This is a genomic window from Enterobacter roggenkampii, from assembly GCF_001729805.1.
Lineage (GTDB): Bacteria > Pseudomonadota > Gammaproteobacteria > Enterobacterales > Enterobacteriaceae > Enterobacter > Enterobacter roggenkampii.
In genome coordinates, this window is the sequence record NZ_CP017184.1 from 1268820 (window position 1) to 1286125 (window position 17306).

Genomic DNA, 17306 nt, shown 5'->3' on the forward strand with positions numbered 1-17306 from the left:
TTACTTACTCAGTGACGACCTCGTTACCATTAACGATGGTCTTAATAATTTTATAATCGTGTGTGAATGCCGTCAGGTTTGCAACCATACCTGGTGCAATTCCGCCAAGCTGTTTATCCACGCCGATAGCGCGCGCAGGATAAAGGGTGGCCATGCGCAGGACTTCATCAAGCGCAATCCCGCAATGCTCAACCAGGTTACGCACCCCTTCAATCATGGTCAAAGAGGAACCGCTCAGCGTACCGTTTTCATCCACACACAGTCCATTGCGGTAGTATATTGTTTTACCGGCAAAAATGAACTGCTCAATATTTGCACCTGCCGGTGCGGTAGCGTCCGTTACCAGGCAGAGCTTGTCACCTTTCAGCCGCTTGGCGTTGCGAATGTTGGTGTAATCAACGTGTAAGCCGTCCGCGATAATGCCGCAGTAAACGTCTGGCTCATCCAGAATCGCGCCAACCAGACCCGGTTCACGACCTGTGATGTATGGCATGGCGTTATACAGGTGCGTCGCAAAGGTAATGCCCGCACGGAAACCGGCTTTCGCTTCTTTCAGCGTGGCATTTGAGTGGCCCGCTGAAACCACAATTCCGGCGGCGGCCAGCTTGCTGATGACGTCCGTGCCGGTCATTTCCGGTGCCAGCGTCACCTTGGTGATCACATCGGCGTTGGCACACATGTAGTCAACCAGCTCCGCATCAGGTTTACGCACGTAGTCCGGGTTATGCGTTCCTTTCTTGACCATGTTCAGCCATGGCCCTTCCAGGTGCAGACCGAGCGCCTGATTCGGATGTTTGGCCAGGTATTCGCGCATCACGCGGATACCCTGCTTCATCAGGTCATCACTGCTGGTGATGAGCGTTGGCAGATAGCTGGTGCAGCCCGATTTCTCGTTGGCTTTCTGCATGATCTCCAGCGTTTCGACCGTTACCGCATCGGCGGTATCATTGAATTGCACACCGCCGCAGCCGTTGAGCTGTACGTCGATGAAACCGGGGGAGATTACTGCTCCATTGAGTGAGCGCTGTTCAATCTCCGGCGGCAGTTCTGCCAGCGGGCAAACACGTTCAATCAGGCCATTCGCGATAACAATCGCGTGGTCATCCAGAATTTCATGGCCGGTATAAATCCGACCGTGGGTTAAAGCGTACATAACGACCCCCGGTTAAAAAAAGCGGCCGCCTCTTGATAAAGAGGCGGTTATTCAATTACAGACCTTTGATGTTCTCGGCTTCTAACTCGTTGAAGTATTTCAGCGTTTTAACCTTCAGCTCCATCGTGGACGGTTCGTCGCAGACGATGACGGATTTAGGATGCAGCTGCAGACAGCTGATGGTCCACATATGGTTAACGTTGCCTTCAACAGCAGCCTGGAGCGCCTGCGCTTTCACGCCGCCCAGCACCAGAATCATCACTTCTTCAGCATCCAGCAGGGTGCCTACGCCTACGGTCAGGGCGTATTTTGGAACCTGGTTCACGTCACCGTCAAAGAAGCGGGAGTTTGCCACGCGCGTGTCATGGGTCAGCGTTTTAATACGGGTACGGGAAGCCAGAGAGGACGCCGGTTCGTTAAACGCGATATGACCATCATTACCTACACCACCCATGAACAGGTGGATTTTACCGTAGGAACGGATTTTTTCTTCATACTGACGGCATTCTGCGTCAATATCCGGCGCGTTTCCATTCAGCAGGTTAATATTTTCAGCTGGGATATCAACGTGATCAAAGAAATTGCGGTGCATAAAGCTATGGTAGCTTTCCGGGTGGTCTTTCGGTAAGCCAACGTATTCATCCATATTGAAGGTCACAACATGTTTGAAGCTAACCTGGCCTGCTTTATGCATCTCAACCAGCGCCTTGTAAGCGGTCAGCGGTGTGCCGCCGGTCGGAAGGCCCAGAACGAAAGGACGATCGGCGGTCGGTTTGAACGCGTTAATGCGGTTTACGATATGGCGAGCGGCCCATTTACCAACTTGTTCTGCAGTTGCCAGGGGAATCAGTCTCATTGTTCACCTCAAAGTTTAAGTAGAAGAGTGGGCGGATGGCTTCGGAACCTGATACTAAAGCGTAACCTGGAAACTTTCAGGCCGGATCAATCCGTCTTGATTTTTTGAATGATAAAATAAGTTTTCACTGTTAGCCAGTGTAAGGGAGGGCTGAATACGATATTTGGTGACAAAAATCACAAAAAATAGGTGTTTAATTTGCGATACGAATTAATTTTTCACACACTCAGACTGCCAGTGAATTATCAACGGTATCTATCGTTCGTGACACAATAAAAACATAGTTTATGCGCGAGCCTGAAAAAGGGTCTCGTAGGGGGAATAGGATGAATATTTTAGGTTTTTTCCAGCGCCTCGGTAGGGCTTTGCAGCTCCCTATCGCCGTGCTACCGGTTGCAGCGCTGCTGCTGCGATTCGGGCAACCCGATCTTCTTAACGTACCGTTTATTGCTCAGGCTGGCGGTGCCATTTTTGACAACCTGGCGCTGATTTTCGCCATCGGTGTTGCCTCTAGCTGGTCAAAAGACAGCGCGGGTGCCGCAGCGCTGGCAGGGGCAGTCGGTTATTTCATCCTGACGAAAGCGATGGTAACCATTAACCCAGAAATCAACATGGGCGTGCTGGCAGGTATCATTACCGGTCTGGTCGGTGGTGCTGTGTACAACCGCTGGGCAAACATTAAGCTGCCAGACTTCCTGAGTTTCTTTGGCGGCAAACGTTTCGTGCCGATCGCGACAGGTTTCTTCTGTCTGGTTCTGGCCGCTATCTTTGGCTACGTCTGGCCACCGGTACAGCATGCGATCCATGCGGGTGGTGAGTGGATTGTATCAGCGGGTGCACTTGGCTCAGGTATCTTTGGTTTCATCAACCGTCTGCTGATCCCAACCGGTCTGCATCAGGTGCTGAACACTATCGCATGGTTCCAGATTGGTGAGTTCACCAATGCTGCGGGCACCGTATTCCACGGCGACATCAACCGCTTCTACGCGGGTGACGGCACCGCAGGCATGTTCATGTCTGGCTTCTTCCCAATCATGATGTTTGGTCTGCCGGGCGCTGCGCTGGCAATGTACCTGGCTGCGCCAAAAGCGCGTCGCCCAATGGTTGGCGGCATGCTGCTGTCCGTTGCGATTACCGCGTTCCTGACCGGCGTAACCGAGCCGCTGGAATTCCTGTTCATGTTCCTGGCGCCGGTGCTGTACCTCATGCATGCGGTCCTGACCGGTATCAGCCTGTTTGTGGCGACCCTGCTGGGTATCCATGCTGGCTTCTCCTTCTCTGCAGGCGCGATCGACTACGTGTTGATGTACAACCTGCCGGCGGCAAGCAAGAACGTCTGGATGCTGGTGGTAATGGGTCTGGTCTTCTTCGTCATCTACTTCGTGCTGTTCACTGCGGTTATTCGTATGTTTAACCTCAAAACGCCGGGCCGCGAAGACACCAAAGACGAAGTGGTCACCAACGAAGCCAACAGCAACACCGAAGAGGGTCTGACCCAGCTGGCGACCAGCTATATCGCTGCAGTCGGGGGGACTGACAACCTGAAAGCCATTGATGCCTGCATCACCCGTCTGCGTCTGACGGTGGGTGACTCTGCGCGCGTCAGCGACGCAATGTGTAAACGCCTTGGCGCATCGGGCGTGGTTAAACTGAACAAACAAACTATCCAGGTTATCGTGGGTGCCAAAGCGGAATCCATCGGTGACGAAATGAAGAAAGTGGTTGCCCGCGGTCCGGTTGCGGCAGCATCAGCCGACAGCGCACCTGCGTCGACGGCTGCCCCGGTAGCGAAGCCGCAGGCCGTGCCTAACGCCGTGACGGTGGCCGCGCTGGTCTCTCCGGTAACGGGTGACGTGGTTGACCTTGAGCAGGTACCTGATGAAGCGTTCGCCAGCAAAGCGGTCGGTGACGGTGTGGCGGTGAAACCAACGGATAAAACCGTGGTGTCTCCTGCTACCGGTACCATCGTGAAAATCTTCAACACCAACCACGCGTTCTGCCTCGAAACCGAAAAGGGTGCGGAGATCGTTGTCCACATGGGTATCGATACCGTTGCGCTGAATGGTCAGGGCTTTACTCGCCTGGTGGAAGAGGGCGCTGAAGTGGTGGCCGGGCAGCCGATTCTGGAAATGGATCTGGACTTCCTGAATGCCAACGCGCGTTCCATGATTAGCCCGGTGGTTTGCAGCAACATTGACGACTACAGCGGTCTGGTCATCCAGGCGAAAGGTCAGGTTGTTGCGGGTCAAACCCCACTGTATGAGATTAAAGGCAAGTAATCGCTCCTGAGTAGAGTCATGCCTTAAGCGGCGGGGGATATCCTCCGCCGCTTTTTTTTGCAGCAAATGCCCCCATTATTTTCATCTGATACGTATTTTCCGTAACTAAGGGTTGTCACTACGTCCGGCTTATAAGATCATATGCCGTTATACGTTGTTTACGCTTTGAGGAATCCACGATGAGTGAGGCAGAAGCCCGCCCGAGTAACTTTATTCGTCAGATCATCGATGAAGATCTGGCCAGTGGTAAGCACACCACAATTCATACCCGTTTCCCGCCGGAGCCGAATGGCTACCTGCATATCGGGCATGCGAAGTCCATCTGCCTGAACTTTGGCATTGCGCAAGACTACCAGGGACAGTGCAACCTGCGTTTCGATGACACCAACCCAGTAAAAGAAGACATCGAATACGTTGAGTCCATCAAAAACGACGTGCAATGGCTGGGCTTCAACTGGTCTGGCGATATCTGCTACTCCTCTGACTATTTTGATCAGCTGTATGCCTACGCGGTAGAGCTCATCAACAAAGGTCTGGCGTATGTAGACGAACTGTCTGCAGATGAGATCCGTGAGTACCGCGGTACGCTGACCGCACCGGGTAAAAACAGCCCGTTCCGCGATCGCAGCGTGGAAGAGAACCTGGCGCTGTTTGAAAAAATGCGTGCCGGTGGCTTCGAAGAGGGCAAAGCGTGCCTGCGTGCCAAAATCGATATGGCGTCTCCGTTCATCGTGATGCGCGACCCGGTGCTGTACCGCATTAAATTTGCGGAACACCACCAGACCGGCAACAAGTGGTGCATCTACCCGATGTACGACTTCACCCACTGCATTAGCGATGCGCTGGAAGGCATCACCCACTCGCTGTGTACGCTGGAGTTCCAGGACAACCGTCGTCTGTACGACTGGGTGCTGGATAACATCACCATTCCTGTGCATCCGCGTCAGTACGAGTTCTCTCGTCTGAATCTGGAATACACCGTGATGTCCAAGCGTAAGCTGAACCTGCTGGTCACCGACAAGCACGTTGAGGGCTGGGACGACCCGCGTATGCCAACCATCTCGGGTCTGCGCCGCCGTGGCTACACCGCGGCGTCAATCCGTGAGTTCTGCAAGCGTATCGGCGTGACCAAGCAGGACAACACCATTGAGATGGCGTCTCTGGAATCCTGCATTCGTGAAGACCTCAATGAAAATGCCCCGCGCGCGATGGCCGTTATCGATCCGGTGAAGCTGGTCATCGAAAACTATCCGCAGGGCGAGAGCGAGCTGGTCTCCATGCCTAACCATCCGAACAAACCGGAAATGGGAAGCCGTGACGTGCCGTTCAGCGGCGAGATCTGGATTGACCGCGCTGACTTCCGCGAAGAAGCTAACAAGCAGTACAAGCGTCTGGTGCTGGGTAAAGAAGTGCGTCTGCGTAATGCTTACGTCATCAAAGCCGAGCGCGTAGAAAAAGATGCGGAAGGGAATATCACCACCATCTTCTGTTCTTATGACGCTGAAACGTTGAGTAAAGATCCGGCGGATGGCCGCAAGGTGAAAGGCGTTATCCACTGGGTGAGCGCATCCCACGCGCTGCCGGTAGAGATTCGTCTGTACGATCGCCTGTTCAGCGTGCCTAACCCAGGTGCGGCGGAAGACTTCCTGGCGACCATTAACCCGGAATCTTTGGTGATCAAGCAGGGTTATGCGGAGCCTTCTCTGAAAGCGGCTGAAGCAGGCAAAGCGTTCCAGTTCGAACGTGAAGGTTACTTCTGCCTGGACAGCCGTCACAGCACGGCGGAAAAACCGGTATTTAACCGTACCGTGGGTCTGCGTGATACCTGGACGAAGATCGGCGAATAATATTGCTGCTCTGGTCAATGAGAAACAAACGCCGCATTATGCGGCGTTTTTTTATTTAACGATCAGAGTATTAAGCCAGGGGTTAAAGTGGCGTCATGAAAATAACAGGTCAATGAGGTGCTACTTATTTTTTTAAAAAAAGTTTGTGTCATTACGAAATTCAAAAGGGTTATAAAAAAGGAAACCGATCCCACGCCTGGACACTGAAATAGCTGAGAATTTCCCGTCATTCCTCGCCTTCCTGTAAATGTTACAAAGCACTACCAATTATGTGCACTTCGTCATAATCCTGACTTTTGCCCGCTGAAAAGCATTGATAATTCGCGTCGCGAAAAATAACCTAAAGACGGTAGTTAATTCGAGGGTATTTAACACTACCCCTGACCATTTGGTCTTTTTTATTTACGCCGTTTCAGGCGTTTTAATTCGTCAAAGAGGAATAATCTATGCGTACGTTCAGTGGCAAACGTAGTGCGCTGGCGCTGGCTATTGCCGGTGTGACAGCAATGTCGGGCCTGGTGATTGCGCCAGAGGCAAAAGCAGCGGGTTTCATCGAAGATTCCACCCTCACGGGCGGTATTTATTACTGGCAGCGTGAGCGTGACCGTAAAGACGTCACTGAAGATAAATACAAAACCAACCTCTCGCACTCCACCTGGAACGCCAACCTGGACTTCCAGTCAGGCTACGCCGCGGATATGTTCGGTCTGGATATCGCCGCGTTCACCGCGATCGAAATGGCGGAAAACGGCGACAGCGGCCACCCGAACGAAATCGCCTTCTCCTCCAGCAACAAAGCCTATGATGAAGACTGGTCCGGGGATAAGAGCGGTATCAGCCTCTACAAAGCCGCAGCGAAATTCAAATACGGCCCGGTCTGGGCGCGTGGGGGCTATATTCAGCCAACCGGCCAGACGCTGTTAGCCCCACACTGGAGCTTTATGCCGGGTACCTATCAGGGTGCAGAAGCCGGGGCTAACTTTGACTACGGTGACGCAGGTGCGCTGAGCTTCTCCTATATGTGGACCAACGAGTACAAAGCACCGTGGCACATTGAAATGGACAAGTTCTACCAGAACGATAAGAAAACCAAAGTCGATTACCTCCACTCGCTGGGTGCGAAATACGACTTCAAAAACGATCTGGTTCTCGAAGCGGCATTCGGCCAGGCGCAAGGGTATATCGATCAATACTTTGCCAAGGCCAGCTATAAGTTTGATATTGCGGGTAGCCCGCTGAGTACCAGCTACCAGTTCTACGGTACGCGCGACAAAGTCAGTAACGGTGGCGTCAATGATATCTACGACGGCACCGCGTGGCTGCAGGCGTTAACCTTCGGCTACAAGGTCGGTCAGGTTGATTTGCGTCTGGAAGGCACATGGGTGAAAGCGGAAGGGCAGCAGGGCTACTTCCTGCAGCGTATGACCCCGACCTATGCTTCCTCCAACGGTCGTCTTGATATCTGGTGGGATAACCGCTCCGACTTCAACGCCGACGGTGAGAAAGCGGTCTTCTTCGGCGCGATGTATGACCTGAAAAACTGGAACCTGCCGGGCTGGGCCGTGGGCGCTTCTTACGCTTACGCCTGGGATGCAAAACCTGCCGACATGGCAACACCGGATGCTTATTACGATCCAAACTATCGCCTGAAAGAGTCTTCCTACAGCCTGGATGCTATCTATACCCTGCAGGATGGCCGCGCGAAAGGCACGATGTTCAAACTGCACTTCACCCAGTACGACAACCACTCCGATATCCCGAGCTACGCGGGCGGTTACGGCAACATCTTCCAGGATGAACGTGACGTGAAATTCATGGTTATCGCACCGTTCACCATCTTCTGATGAATCGTCCGGCGGGTTAGATCCCGTCGGACCGGAGACTGCAAATGATGAAAAAAATCGTAATCGTCGCGCTGTTGGCATCGGGGCTGGTGGCGTGTGCCCAGACTCAGGCACCGAAAGAGGACTCCCGTCTCAAGGAGGCCTACAGCGCCTGCATTAATACTGCAGAAGGTTCGCCGGAGAAAATTGAAGCCTGCCAGAGCGTGCTGAACGTGCTGAAGAAAGAGAAAGCGCACGAGCAGTTCGCGACGCAGGAGAATGTCCGCGTGATGGATTACCAGGCCTGTATCCAGGCACGTAAAACCGGTAACGATCAGGAAGTGGCGAAGCGTTGCGATAAGATCTGGAACGAGATACGCAATAACAATAAATAAGTTGCTTTACGCCCGGTGGCACAGTGCCACCGGGCTTTTTTCTGGCAAAAAAAAGCCAACCTTACGGCTGGCTCAGAGTATGAACACTCACTTATTTTGCGTCATGCGCATGTTCATTTTCGCGGCAATCGCCTTCAGCGCAGTGACCATAAAGGTACAGGCTGTGGTTGGTCAGACGGATGCCGTGACGCGCGGCGATTTCACGCTGGCGCGCTTCGATAGAGTCATCGCTAAATTCAATGACCTTGCCACAGTCGAGGCAGATCAGGTGATCGTGGTGCTGCTGCTGGGTCAGTTCGAAGACAGATTTACCACCTTCGAAATTATGACGGGTGACAATGCCCGCGTCATCAAACTGGTTCAGCACGCGATAGACGGTAGCCAGCCCAATCTCTTCACCCATGTCGATAAGACGTTTATAAAGGTCTTCCGCACTGACATGGTGATTGTCTGGACCCTGAAGCACTTCGAGGATTTTTAACCGAGGAAGCGTAACTTTCAGGCCAGCCTTCTTTAATGCGGTATTGTTGTCAGTCATGCGGAATCTGTCCTGTTGCTAAACGATTCACTTCTGTAGGAAGTGACAGAAAATGCACCCGGGATAATGCGTCTCATTATAGAACTGCCATGGCTAAATGAAAACTGCAAGTCTCAGGCAAAATATGCTTATAAAAATGGGGTATCACCAACAAACTTGCTCGGTGGAAAACCACATTTTATCAGGGAGACATTGTACAGGTCTGGGCGAAAAAGTTAAAAGATTGTAGCAATTAATTTAATCGGTTTGACCTGGTGCGCGGGCGCAACCGCCGTTGCGCCGCGATAAAAATCAGGCGTTGAGAATATCGTCCAGGTGCAGTTCTTCACGGATCTGCTTAACCCATTTCTCGACGCGCTCTGCAGTCAGTTCTGGCTGACGGTCTTCGTCGATGGCCAGACCCACGAAGTGATCGTCATCGGCCAGACCTTTGGACGCTTCGAAGTGGTAACCGGCGGTTGGCCAGTGGCCGACGATCACAGCGCCATTCGGCTCAATGATGTCGCGGATGGTACCCAGCGCGTCACAGAAGTACTCGGCGTAGTCTTCCTGGTCGCCACAGCCAAACAGGGCAACCAGCTTACCGTTGAAGTCCACTTCTTCCAGCGTCGGGAAGAAATCATCCCAGTCGCACTGGGCTTCGCCGTAGTACCAGGTCGGAATACCCAGCAGCAGAATGTCATAGCCTTCGAGATCTTCTTTGCTGCTCTTGGCGATGTCATGCACATCAGCAACGTCTTTACCGAGCTGTTTTTGAATGTTTTTCGCGATATTTTCGGTATTGCCGGTATCACTGCCAAAGAAAATGCCGATGATTGCCATGAGTAAAATAACCTCTTGAAACTTAATAGTATGGTGGCGCAATTCGGCCACGGATAAGGGCAATAATAGCAGAACTGGCAACCCTGCGGAAACAGCTATCGCGCAGGACTGCACTCTGTGCTACATGAAAAGGGTAATTAAGGGAATTTTCAGACTTATGCCTGGCTGCGCAGCAACTCAAGCTGGGCGATCAACATCTCTTCAATGAGCTCGCTGCGGCTAATATTTCGCGCGTCGGCCAGCTCGTTAAGCGCATCGACCGCGTCGGCGTTGAGCTTCAGTTCGACACGCTTAAGCCCACGATTTTTATCGCGTTTAAGCTGATTGCGTTTATTGATACGCAGCTGTTCATCGCGCGAAAGCGGATTCGTCTTCGGTCGTCCCGGGCGACGCTCATTCGCGAACAGATCTAGTGTCGTACGGTCCGTTTGTTCTTTGGCCATGATTCTGAGACTTCGGGGGAAACACGCCGCCCTGCTAATGCCCGGGCGATAAGCGCGCCATCATACATCACCAAAAACGGCGCGCCAACGACTGGAAGCCCGCAGCCTTCCAGTCGCTCTCTTTTTAATCAATTTGCAGTATCAGCAAGATAGCGGCGAATGGCGCGCAGCACGGCGTCAGGTTTTTCCGCATGCACCCAGTGTCCGGCTCCGGCAATGACGTGGGCACGAGCCTGCGGGAATTGCGCCAGTATGGCGTCGCGGTACGCGTCGGTAACGTAAGGGGAATTGCCGCCGCGAATAAAGAGGGTAGGGTGTGGCCAGGCGGGTACGGTTTGCCAGCCCACAATATTGTTGTACTGGTTCCAGAGCACCGGCACGTTAAAACGCCATTGCCCGTCAACAAACGACTTCAGCAGGAACTGGACGACGCCTTCTTCATCAAGATGCTCACGCATGACGGCAGCCGCCTGCTGACGCGTCGCGACACCCGCTTCGGTGACCGCATTGATGGCGGCAAAAATTTCGTCGTGACGGCGGACGTCGTAATCCACGGGCGCAACATCAATCACCACCAGGCCGTTAATACGCTCCGGGGCCAGCGCCGTCAGGGCCATCACCGCTTTACCGCCCATTGAATGCCCGATGAGGGTCACCTTTTGCAAGTGGTTGGCATCCAGCGTATCCCGCAGATCCTGCGCCATCGCGGCGTAGGTCATCTCGTCGGAACGGCCGGAAAGACCATGATTGCGCATATCGACCTGAAGAATATCGTGGTCGGTAACCAGATCGCGCGCCAGCACGCCCAGGTTATCCAGGCTGCCAAAAAGCCCGTGAACCAGTACGATGGGAGAATTATTGTTCGGCGATTGTGCAGTTTGCGCTCGGGTATTCAATTTCATGGCAAAGTTCTTTTTTTACGTATGTCAGGTTAGGGTATCATGTTGTCCATTCTGCCGCCCGGCTGCAAGGTTCCAGTTTAATCTGACTTTTGCCGCCAACCTGGTTTGACGCTATCCGCTGTTGGGATTTGACCTTATAATCCCAATGACTTGTATTCAGATAAGATATCGCACTGGATTAAGATGAAAACAATCGAAGTTGATGACGAACTCTATCAGTATATTGCCAGCCAGACGCGGCATATCGGGGAGAGCGCGTCCGACATTTTACGGCGCATGCTTAAAATTTCCGCCGCTTCACAGCCTGCTACCCCAGTCACCAAAGATGTCGTGTCTCAGCCAAGCGTTGTTGCACAAGCAAAACCTGCCGTGACACCGGCAAAAGATAAAGTGCGCGCGATGCGCGAGCTGCTGCTTTCCGATGAATATGCGGAGCAAAAAAAGGCGGTTAACCGCTTTATGCTGGTGCTGTCTACACTTTATTCACTGGATAACAAAGCGTTTGCTGAAGCGACCGAGTCGCTGCACGGTCGTACTCGCGTCTACTTCGCGGGCGACGAGCAGACGCTGCTGCAAAATGGCAATCAAACCAAACCCAAACATGTTCCTGGCACCCCGTACTGGGTGATCACCAATACCAATACGGGCCGCAAGTGCAGCATGATTGAACATATCATGCAGTCCATGCAGTTCCCGGCGGAATTGATTGAGAAGGTTTGCGGTACAATTTAACCCTTGCATCAGAAGGACCCGGTAATGGCAAATCACAGCCGTGCAGGCCAACCTGCACAACAAAGCGATTTGATTAACGTCGCTCAGCTGACCGCGCAGTATTACGTGCTGAAGCCGGTCGTGGGCAACGCAGAACACGCAGTGAAGTTTGGTACATCTGGTCACCGCGGCAGCGCGGCTCGCCACAGCTTTAACGAACCGCACATTCTGGCCATTGCTCAGGCCATTGCGGAAGAGCGCGCTAAAAATGGCGTTACCGGTCCGTGCTACGTGGGGAAAGATACCCATGCGCTGTCTGAACCGGCCTTTATCTCCGTGCTGGAAGTTCTGACTGCGAACGGCGTCGAGGTGATTGTTCAGGAGAACAACGGCTTCACCCCAACGCCTGCGGTCTCTAACGCCATCCTGGTGCACAACAAAAAAGGTGGCGCGCTGGCTGACGGTATCGTGATTACGCCATCCCACAACCCGCCGGAAGACGGCGGCATCAAATACAACCCGCCTAACGGTGGCCCGGCAGACACCAACGTCACCAAAGTGGTGGAAGATCGTGCGAACGCCCTGCTGGCTGACGGTCTGAAAGGCGTGAAGCGCATCTCTCTGGATGCGGCCATGGCGTCCGGCCACGTAAAAGAGCAGGATCTGGTTCAGCCGTTCGTGGAAGGGCTGGCGGAGATCGTCGATATGGCGGCCATCCAGAAAGCCGGCCTGAAGCTAGGTGTGGATCCGCTGGGCGGCTCCGGTATTGAATACTGGAAACGTATTGCCGAGCACTACAAGCTGGATCTGACCATCGTAAACGATCACGTCGATCAGACCTTCCGCTTTATGCACCTGGACAAAGACGGCGCGATCCGTATGGACTGCTCCTCCGAGTGCGCGATGGCGGGCCTGCTGGCGCTGCGTGATAAATTCGATCTGGCGTTTGCGAACGACCCGGATTACGACCGTCACGGTATCGTCACTCCTGCCGGGCTGATGAACCCGAACCACTATCTGGCTGTTGCGATCAACTACCTGTTCCAGCACCGTCCACAGTGGGGCAAAGAGGTGGCTGTCGGTAAAACGCTGGTGTCCTCCGCCATGATCGACCGCGTGGTCGAGGCGCTGGGCCGCAAGCTGGTGGAAGTACCTGTGGGCTTCAAATGGTTTGTTGACGGTCTGCACGACGGCAGCTTTGGCTTCGGTGGTGAAGAGAGCGCGGGGGCCTCTTTCCTGCGCTTCGACGGCACGCCGTGGTCAACCGATAAAGACGGCATCATCATGTGCCTGCTGGCGGCGGAAATCACCGCGGTCACCGGTAAAAACCCACAGGAACATTACAACGACCTGGCAGCACGCTTTGGTGCGCCAAGCTATAACCGTATTCAGGCCAGCGCAACGTCTGCCCAGAAAGCGGCCCTGTCCAAACTCTCTCCGGAGATGGTCAGTGCAAGCACCCTGGCGGGCGATCCGATCACCGCGCGTCTGACGGCGGCACCGGGTAACGGCGCGTCTATTGGTGGTCTGAAAGTGATGACCGAAAACGGCTGGTTCGCTGCGCGTCCATCCGGTACGGAAGATGCGTATAAAATCTATTGCGAAAGCTTCCTCGGCGCTGAGCATCGTCAGCAGATTGAGAAAGAAGCGGTAGAGATTGTCAGCGAAGTGCTGAAAAACGCGTAAGTGCGGTTTGTGTGCCGGGCGGCACTGCGTTTGCCCGGCCTACAACAACGATCGTAGGCCCGGTAAGCGCTAGCGCCACCGGGCTTTTTTTCAACTGTGCTTATTCTTCAATTCAAACCGCGGCGACACCAGACCGTACAGCGTCCAGCCCATAAAGGTCACCATCGCACCATACAGCATCGCTTCCTGGCCGGAGGAATAGAGCGCATAGAAGCTGTAGATTGCGCCAATCAGCGCCACGATATTGGCCGCACGCGCCTTGCGCGGATCCACCTTCGCAACCTTCTGAATAATCACCAGCGCCGCCATCGACAGAATATACGGAATGATGTTCGTCACCACCGCCAGGTTGACCAGCACGTTGAACTGGCTGTTCAGCGACGGGCTAATGGTCATCAGCGACAATCCGCTCTGGAAGATAACAATCGCCAGCATGCCCTGCACCGGCGCATCGGCTTTGGTGACGCGGGAGAAGATTTTTGGGAAGTAACCTTCATCAGCCGAAGATTTAAATACCTGTGCGATGGTGAACTGCCAGCCAAGCAGTGAACCGCAGCATGACATGACCATGAGACCCATAATCACTTTCCCGACTTCCGGCGTGAACATCTGCGCGAAGGCCAGCCCGAACGGCGCCGTGGAGTTGGCCAGATCCATGTTCGGAACGATGCCCGCGATGACGTTTGTCGAGACGATATAGATCACCGCTGCGCCCAGCGTACCGCCGAGGACCGCAATCGGCACGTTCTTTTCAGGGTTATCAACCACTTCTGCGTTGGCGCAGGCGGATTCCAGGCCCAGGAAGGCCCAGAGCGTCATGGCGATAGAAGAGCCGACTGCGCTGAAGAACGGCACATGGTGCGGGTTCCAGGAGTTGGCGTACAGGGTCGGGCTGAACCAGAACCAGCCGATGATGCACAGGCCGACAACCGGAATAATCACGCCCCAGACGGTGATGCTAGAGAGCTGTCCGGTGATACGCGCCCCGCCAAAGTTAGCCACGGTGCAGATCCACAGCACGCCGATGGTGGCCAGGCCAATCTGTACCGGGCTAAGCGTCGCGCCAAACAGCTCCGTACCGTAGCCCACGGCGGAGATGGCAATCGCCACGTTGGCGATCAGCAGTGACACCCCGTAGGTATAGTTGGCCATAAAGTTGCCCGACTTGCCAAAGGCATACTCGGCGTAGCCCCCCATGCCGCCTGACTTGCGGCTGAACATCCCGCACTTGGCAAACGCCCACGCCAGCGCCATCGAGCCGACGGCGGTCACCAGCCAGGAGATAATTGAAATGGTTCCTACTTCGGCAAGCTTGGTGGGCAGCATAATGATCCCTGAACCCATCATGTTCACCATGGTGAGGATGGTCAGCTGCACCACGCCCATCTTATTGGACTTACTCATAATTTCTCTCCTTTCAGCAGCGCGGGCTGAGCGGCGGGTTGTTTGATGACGTTACAGCGAACCTGTTTGCGGCCCTCGCACTCTTCGACGTACACACCCTGCAGCTCCGGCGCGAAGCCCGGCAGCAGGTTGATGCCTTCTTCCAGCGCGGCGAAGTAGCGCAGCACGGAGCCGCCCCAGACCTCCCCTGGAACCACGCACAATACCCCCGGTGGATAAGGGAGGGCGCCTTCGGCGGCGATGCGGCCTTCCGCGTCGCGCAGGGAGACCAGTTCCACTTCTCCGCGCAGATAGGCGTAGTTCGCGTCCTGCGGGTTCATCATCACGCGCGGGAAGTGAGACTTGCGGAACATCTCTTTCTGCAGCTGTTTGACATTGTGACGGGCGTACAGGTCATGCATCTCCTGGCAGATCTGGCGCAGGGTGTAATCCGCGTAACGTTCCGGATGTTGTCTGCAGATGGAAGGCAGCACCTCTTTTAATGGAGCATCGCTCTCGAGCAGTTTTTCGAAACGCACCAGCTGCGCCACCAGCTGCTGCAGCTTGCCCATATCTTCCGCAGGCGTGAGCAGGAACAGGATCGAGTTGAGATCGCATTTCTCCGGCACGATGCCGTTTTCACGCAGGAAGTTGGCGAGGATGGTGGCGGGCACGCCGAAGCCGTCATACTCCCCGGTGCGGGCGTTAATGCCCGGCGTGGTCAGCAGGAGCTTGCACGGGTCGATAAAATACTGATGCTCGGCGTAGCCTTCAAAAGCGTGCCAGTTTTCACCCGGTACGAAGTGGAAGAAGCGCAGATCGGTCGCAATCTCCGCCGTGTCCCAGCTTTCCCACGGACGGCCATCCACCGTCTCCGGCACGAAGGGGCGCAGATACCGGCAGTTCTCCAGGATTAGTTTTCGCGCCTCAATACCGTTCACCACGCAGTCCATCCACATGTTGCGGCCGCTCTGGCCTTCATGCATACGGGCGTTGATGTCCAGCGCGGCAAACAGCGGATAGAACGGGCTGGTGGAGGCGTGCATCATAAAGGCATTATTCAGCCGCTTATGCGGGACATAGCGCTGCTGACCTTTGATGTGGCTGTCTTTCTTGTGAATTTGCGAGGTCTGGGAGAAGCCGGCCTGCTGTTTATGCACGGACTGGGTAACCAAAATCCCCGGGTCGTTTTCGTTCAGCTCCAGCAGCAGCGGCGAGCAGTCGGCCATCATCGGAATGAACTGCTCGTAACCCACCCAGGCCGAGTCAAACAGGATGTAATCACACAGGTGCCCAATCTTATCCACCACCTGGCGGGCGTTGTAGATGGTGCCATCGTAGGTGCCCAGCTGGATCACCGCCAGACGGAACGGACGCGCATCGCGTGCACGGCCGGGTGCGACTTCTGCCACCAGCTCGCGAAGATAGCTTTCTTCAAAACAGTGGGCGTCAATGCCGCCGATAAAGCCGTACGGGTTGCGCGCGGTTTCCAGATAGACCGGCGTTGCGCCTGCCTGAAGGAGGGCACCGTGATGGTTGGATTTGTGGTTATTACGATCGAACAGCACCAGGTCGCCCGGGGTGAGCAGGGCGTTAAGCACCACTTTGTTGGATGACGAGGTGCCGTTGAGCACGAAATAGGTCTTATCGGCATTAAAGACCTTCGCCGCATGCTGCTGTGCGATGCACGGCGCGCCCTCGTGAATCAGCAGATCGCCCATTGCCACGTCGGCGTTGCACAGATCGGCGCGGAAAAGCGTCTCGCCAAAGAAATCAACGAACTGATTACCGGCAGGATGGCGGCGGAAGAACTGGCCGCCCTGATGCCCCGGGCAGTCAAACGCGCTGTTGCCCTGTTTTACATAGTCGACAAGGGCGCGGAAAAACGGCGGGCGCAGCTGGGTTTCATACTTCAGGGCAGCCGCCTCCAGCTGGCGTCCATAAAAGTCGTTGCTGGTGTCTGAATACTCAAATACGCCATGAATGCGCGATAAATAATCAGCCGGAATGAATTCTTCTTTATGCGTCGCGACAAAAACAGGAATGCCAAATCCGGTGGCTTCTATTTCTTCCAGTATGCCATCGGTAATATCACTGACCGCCAGCACAATAGCGGCAACGTCGATATAATCCGAGGCCCGGACATCCACCAGTTCACGCTGGGTGGTAAAGCAATCAGGACAGGCGCGGCTGGCTGCGATTTTTAAACTTTTCATCTTTCTCTCTTTATTTTAGGTAATAAGCGTCCCTCGATTTCTTGCAAAAAAGAAATCGATAATTTTCCGGAAAAAAAGCAAAGGGTGGCCGCTGATTAAAATCAGTACATTGCTTTTTTGATGATTGAAATTCAGTCCGCCCGGTGCGGATGGGTCTGAATCAAAATGAATGAGCGCACGCGTTCACAGGCAATGGCCTGTAAAATAAGATGTTTCAGGGTAACCTGTAAGCGAGTGCGCCAGAAGTCGAAG

At 54.3% G+C, this 17306-nt stretch carries 14 protein-coding genes; 6 read left to right on the top strand and 8 right to left on the bottom strand.

Annotation, left to right across the window (positions count from 1 at the left end; all coding sequences use genetic code 11):
- Positions 1-4: 4 nt before the first annotated feature.
- Together nagA and nagB are read right to left on the bottom strand one after the other, a co-directional pair.
- Positions 5-1153 (bottom strand): N-acetylglucosamine-6-phosphate deacetylase, encoded by a 1149-nt coding sequence (gene nagA, locus BFV67_RS05880; protein WP_008501059.1) that lies wholly within the window; start codon positions 1151-1153, stop codon positions 5-7.
- 55 nt (positions 1154-1208) lie between these two features.
- Positions 1209-2009 (bottom strand): glucosamine-6-phosphate deaminase, encoded by an 801-nt coding sequence (gene nagB / locus BFV67_RS05885; RefSeq protein ID WP_008501061.1) that lies wholly within the window; start codon positions 2007-2009, stop codon positions 1209-1211.
- A gap of 326 nt (positions 2010-2335) precedes the next feature.
- Here nagB and nagE point away from each other — a divergent pair, with 326 nt between their 5' ends.
- From nagE to chiQ, 4 genes are all read left to right on the top strand, one after another.
- On the top strand, positions 2336-4288 hold the full coding sequence (gene nagE, locus BFV67_RS05890; RefSeq protein WP_069597992.1) for a PTS N-acetyl glucosamine transporter subunit IIABC: 1953 nt from the start codon (positions 2336-2338) through the stop codon (positions 4286-4288).
- 179 nt (positions 4289-4467) lie between these two features.
- The gene (glnS, locus tag BFV67_RS05895) at positions 4468-6135 is read left to right on the top strand and encodes a glutamine--tRNA ligase (RefSeq protein WP_021242997.1); all 1668 of its coding nucleotides are present in this window, start codon (positions 4468-4470) and stop codon (positions 6133-6135) included.
- Between the two features lie 446 nt (positions 6136-6581).
- Entirely contained in the window at positions 6582-7979 is a 1398-nt protein-coding gene (gene chiP / locus BFV67_RS05900) for a chitoporin ChiP (RefSeq protein WP_023293022.1), read from the top strand.
- A 47-nt stretch (positions 7980-8026) separates the two neighbouring features.
- Entirely contained in the window at positions 8027-8353 is a 327-nt protein-coding gene (gene chiQ, locus BFV67_RS05905; RefSeq protein WP_025912725.1) for a ChiQ/YbfN family lipoprotein, read from the top strand.
- Between the two features lie 91 nt (positions 8354-8444).
- On the opposite strand, the gene fur is transcribed toward chiQ, so the two are convergent.
- The 4 genes from fur to ybfF form a co-directional block, all read right to left on the bottom strand.
- Positions 8445-8891 carry a ferric iron uptake transcriptional regulator gene (gene fur / locus BFV67_RS05910; RefSeq protein ID WP_008501066.1) on the bottom strand — a complete coding sequence of 149 codons (447 nt, stop codon included), beginning with the start codon at positions 8889-8891 and terminating at the stop codon, positions 8445-8447.
- Between the two features lie 291 nt (positions 8892-9182).
- Complete coding sequence (fldA, locus tag BFV67_RS05915) at positions 9183-9713, bottom strand: flavodoxin FldA (RefSeq protein ID WP_008501067.1); 531 nt, start codon at positions 9711-9713, stop codon at positions 9183-9185.
- A gap of 155 nt (positions 9714-9868) precedes the next feature.
- Positions 9869-10156: a LexA regulated protein gene (gene ybfE, locus BFV67_RS05920; RefSeq protein WP_069597993.1), complete on the bottom strand. Its 288-nt coding sequence runs from the start codon at positions 10154-10156 to the stop codon at positions 9869-9871.
- 128 nt (positions 10157-10284) lie between these two features.
- A complete protein-coding gene (gene ybfF, locus BFV67_RS05925; protein ID WP_069597994.1) occupies positions 10285-11058 on the bottom strand; it encodes an esterase in 774 nt (257 codons plus the stop codon).
- Positions 11059-11241: 183 nt separating this feature from the next.
- On the opposite strand from ybfF, the gene seqA reads away from it, so the two are divergent.
- On the top strand, positions 11242-11790 hold the full coding sequence (gene seqA, locus BFV67_RS05930; RefSeq protein ID WP_008501070.1) for a replication initiation negative regulator SeqA: 549 nt from the start codon (positions 11242-11244) through the stop codon (positions 11788-11790).
- A 24-nt stretch (positions 11791-11814) separates the two neighbouring features.
- A complete protein-coding gene (gene pgm, locus BFV67_RS05935) occupies positions 11815-13455 on the top strand; it encodes a phosphoglucomutase (alpha-D-glucose-1,6-bisphosphate-dependent) (RefSeq protein WP_058653536.1) in 1641 nt (546 codons plus the stop codon).
- A 90-nt stretch (positions 13456-13545) separates the two neighbouring features.
- Here the strand turns inward: pgm and potE are convergent, their stop codons facing one another.
- Together potE and speF are read right to left on the bottom strand one after the other, a co-directional pair.
- Positions 13546-14859 carry a putrescine-ornithine antiporter gene (gene potE / locus BFV67_RS05940; RefSeq protein WP_008501072.1) on the bottom strand — a complete coding sequence of 438 codons (1314 nt, stop codon included), beginning with the start codon at positions 14857-14859 and terminating at the stop codon, positions 13546-13548.
- Complete coding sequence (gene speF / locus BFV67_RS05945; protein ID WP_023326913.1) at positions 14856-17054, bottom strand: ornithine decarboxylase SpeF; 2199 nt, start codon at positions 17052-17054, stop codon at positions 14856-14858. The genes potE and speF overlap by 4 nt, the downstream gene beginning before the upstream one ends.
- Between the last annotated feature and the right edge of the window lie 252 nt (positions 17055-17306).

Coding starts and splice junctions, on each gene's coding strand:
- ybfF (WP_069597994.1), bottom strand. CDS start 11,058: ATGAAATTGAATACCCGAGCGCAAACTGCACAATCGCCGAACAATAAT.
- chiP (WP_023293022.1), top strand. CDS start 6,582: ATGCGTACGTTCAGTGGCAAACGTAGTGCGCTGGCGCTGGCTATTGCC.
- nagB (WP_008501061.1), bottom strand. CDS start 2,009: ATGAGACTGATTCCCCTGGCAACTGCAGAACAAGTTGGTAAATGGGCC.
- speF (WP_023326913.1), bottom strand. CDS start 17,054: ATGAAAAGTTTAAAAATCGCAGCCAGCCGCGCCTGTCCTGATTGCTTT.
- nagE (WP_069597992.1), top strand. CDS start 2,336: ATGAATATTTTAGGTTTTTTCCAGCGCCTCGGTAGGGCTTTGCAGCTC.
- seqA (WP_008501070.1), top strand. CDS start 11,242: ATGAAAACAATCGAAGTTGATGACGAACTCTATCAGTATATTGCCAGC.
- potE (WP_008501072.1), bottom strand. CDS start 14,859: ATGAGTAAGTCCAATAAGATGGGCGTGGTGCAGCTGACCATCCTCACC.
- chiQ (WP_025912725.1), top strand. CDS start 8,027: ATGAAAAAAATCGTAATCGTCGCGCTGTTGGCATCGGGGCTGGTGGCG.
- fldA (WP_008501067.1), bottom strand. CDS start 9,713: ATGGCAATCATCGGCATTTTCTTTGGCAGTGATACCGGCAATACCGAA.
- nagA (WP_008501059.1), bottom strand. CDS start 1,153: ATGTACGCTTTAACCCACGGTCGGATTTATACCGGCCATGAAATTCTG.
- ybfE (WP_069597993.1), bottom strand. CDS start 10,156: ATGGCCAAAGAACAAACGGACCGTACGACACTAGATCTGTTCGCGAAT.
- pgm (WP_058653536.1), top strand. CDS start 11,815: ATGGCAAATCACAGCCGTGCAGGCCAACCTGCACAACAAAGCGATTTG.
- glnS (WP_021242997.1), top strand. CDS start 4,468: ATGAGTGAGGCAGAAGCCCGCCCGAGTAACTTTATTCGTCAGATCATC.
- fur (WP_008501066.1), bottom strand. CDS start 8,891: ATGACTGACAACAATACCGCATTAAAGAAGGCTGGCCTGAAAGTTACG.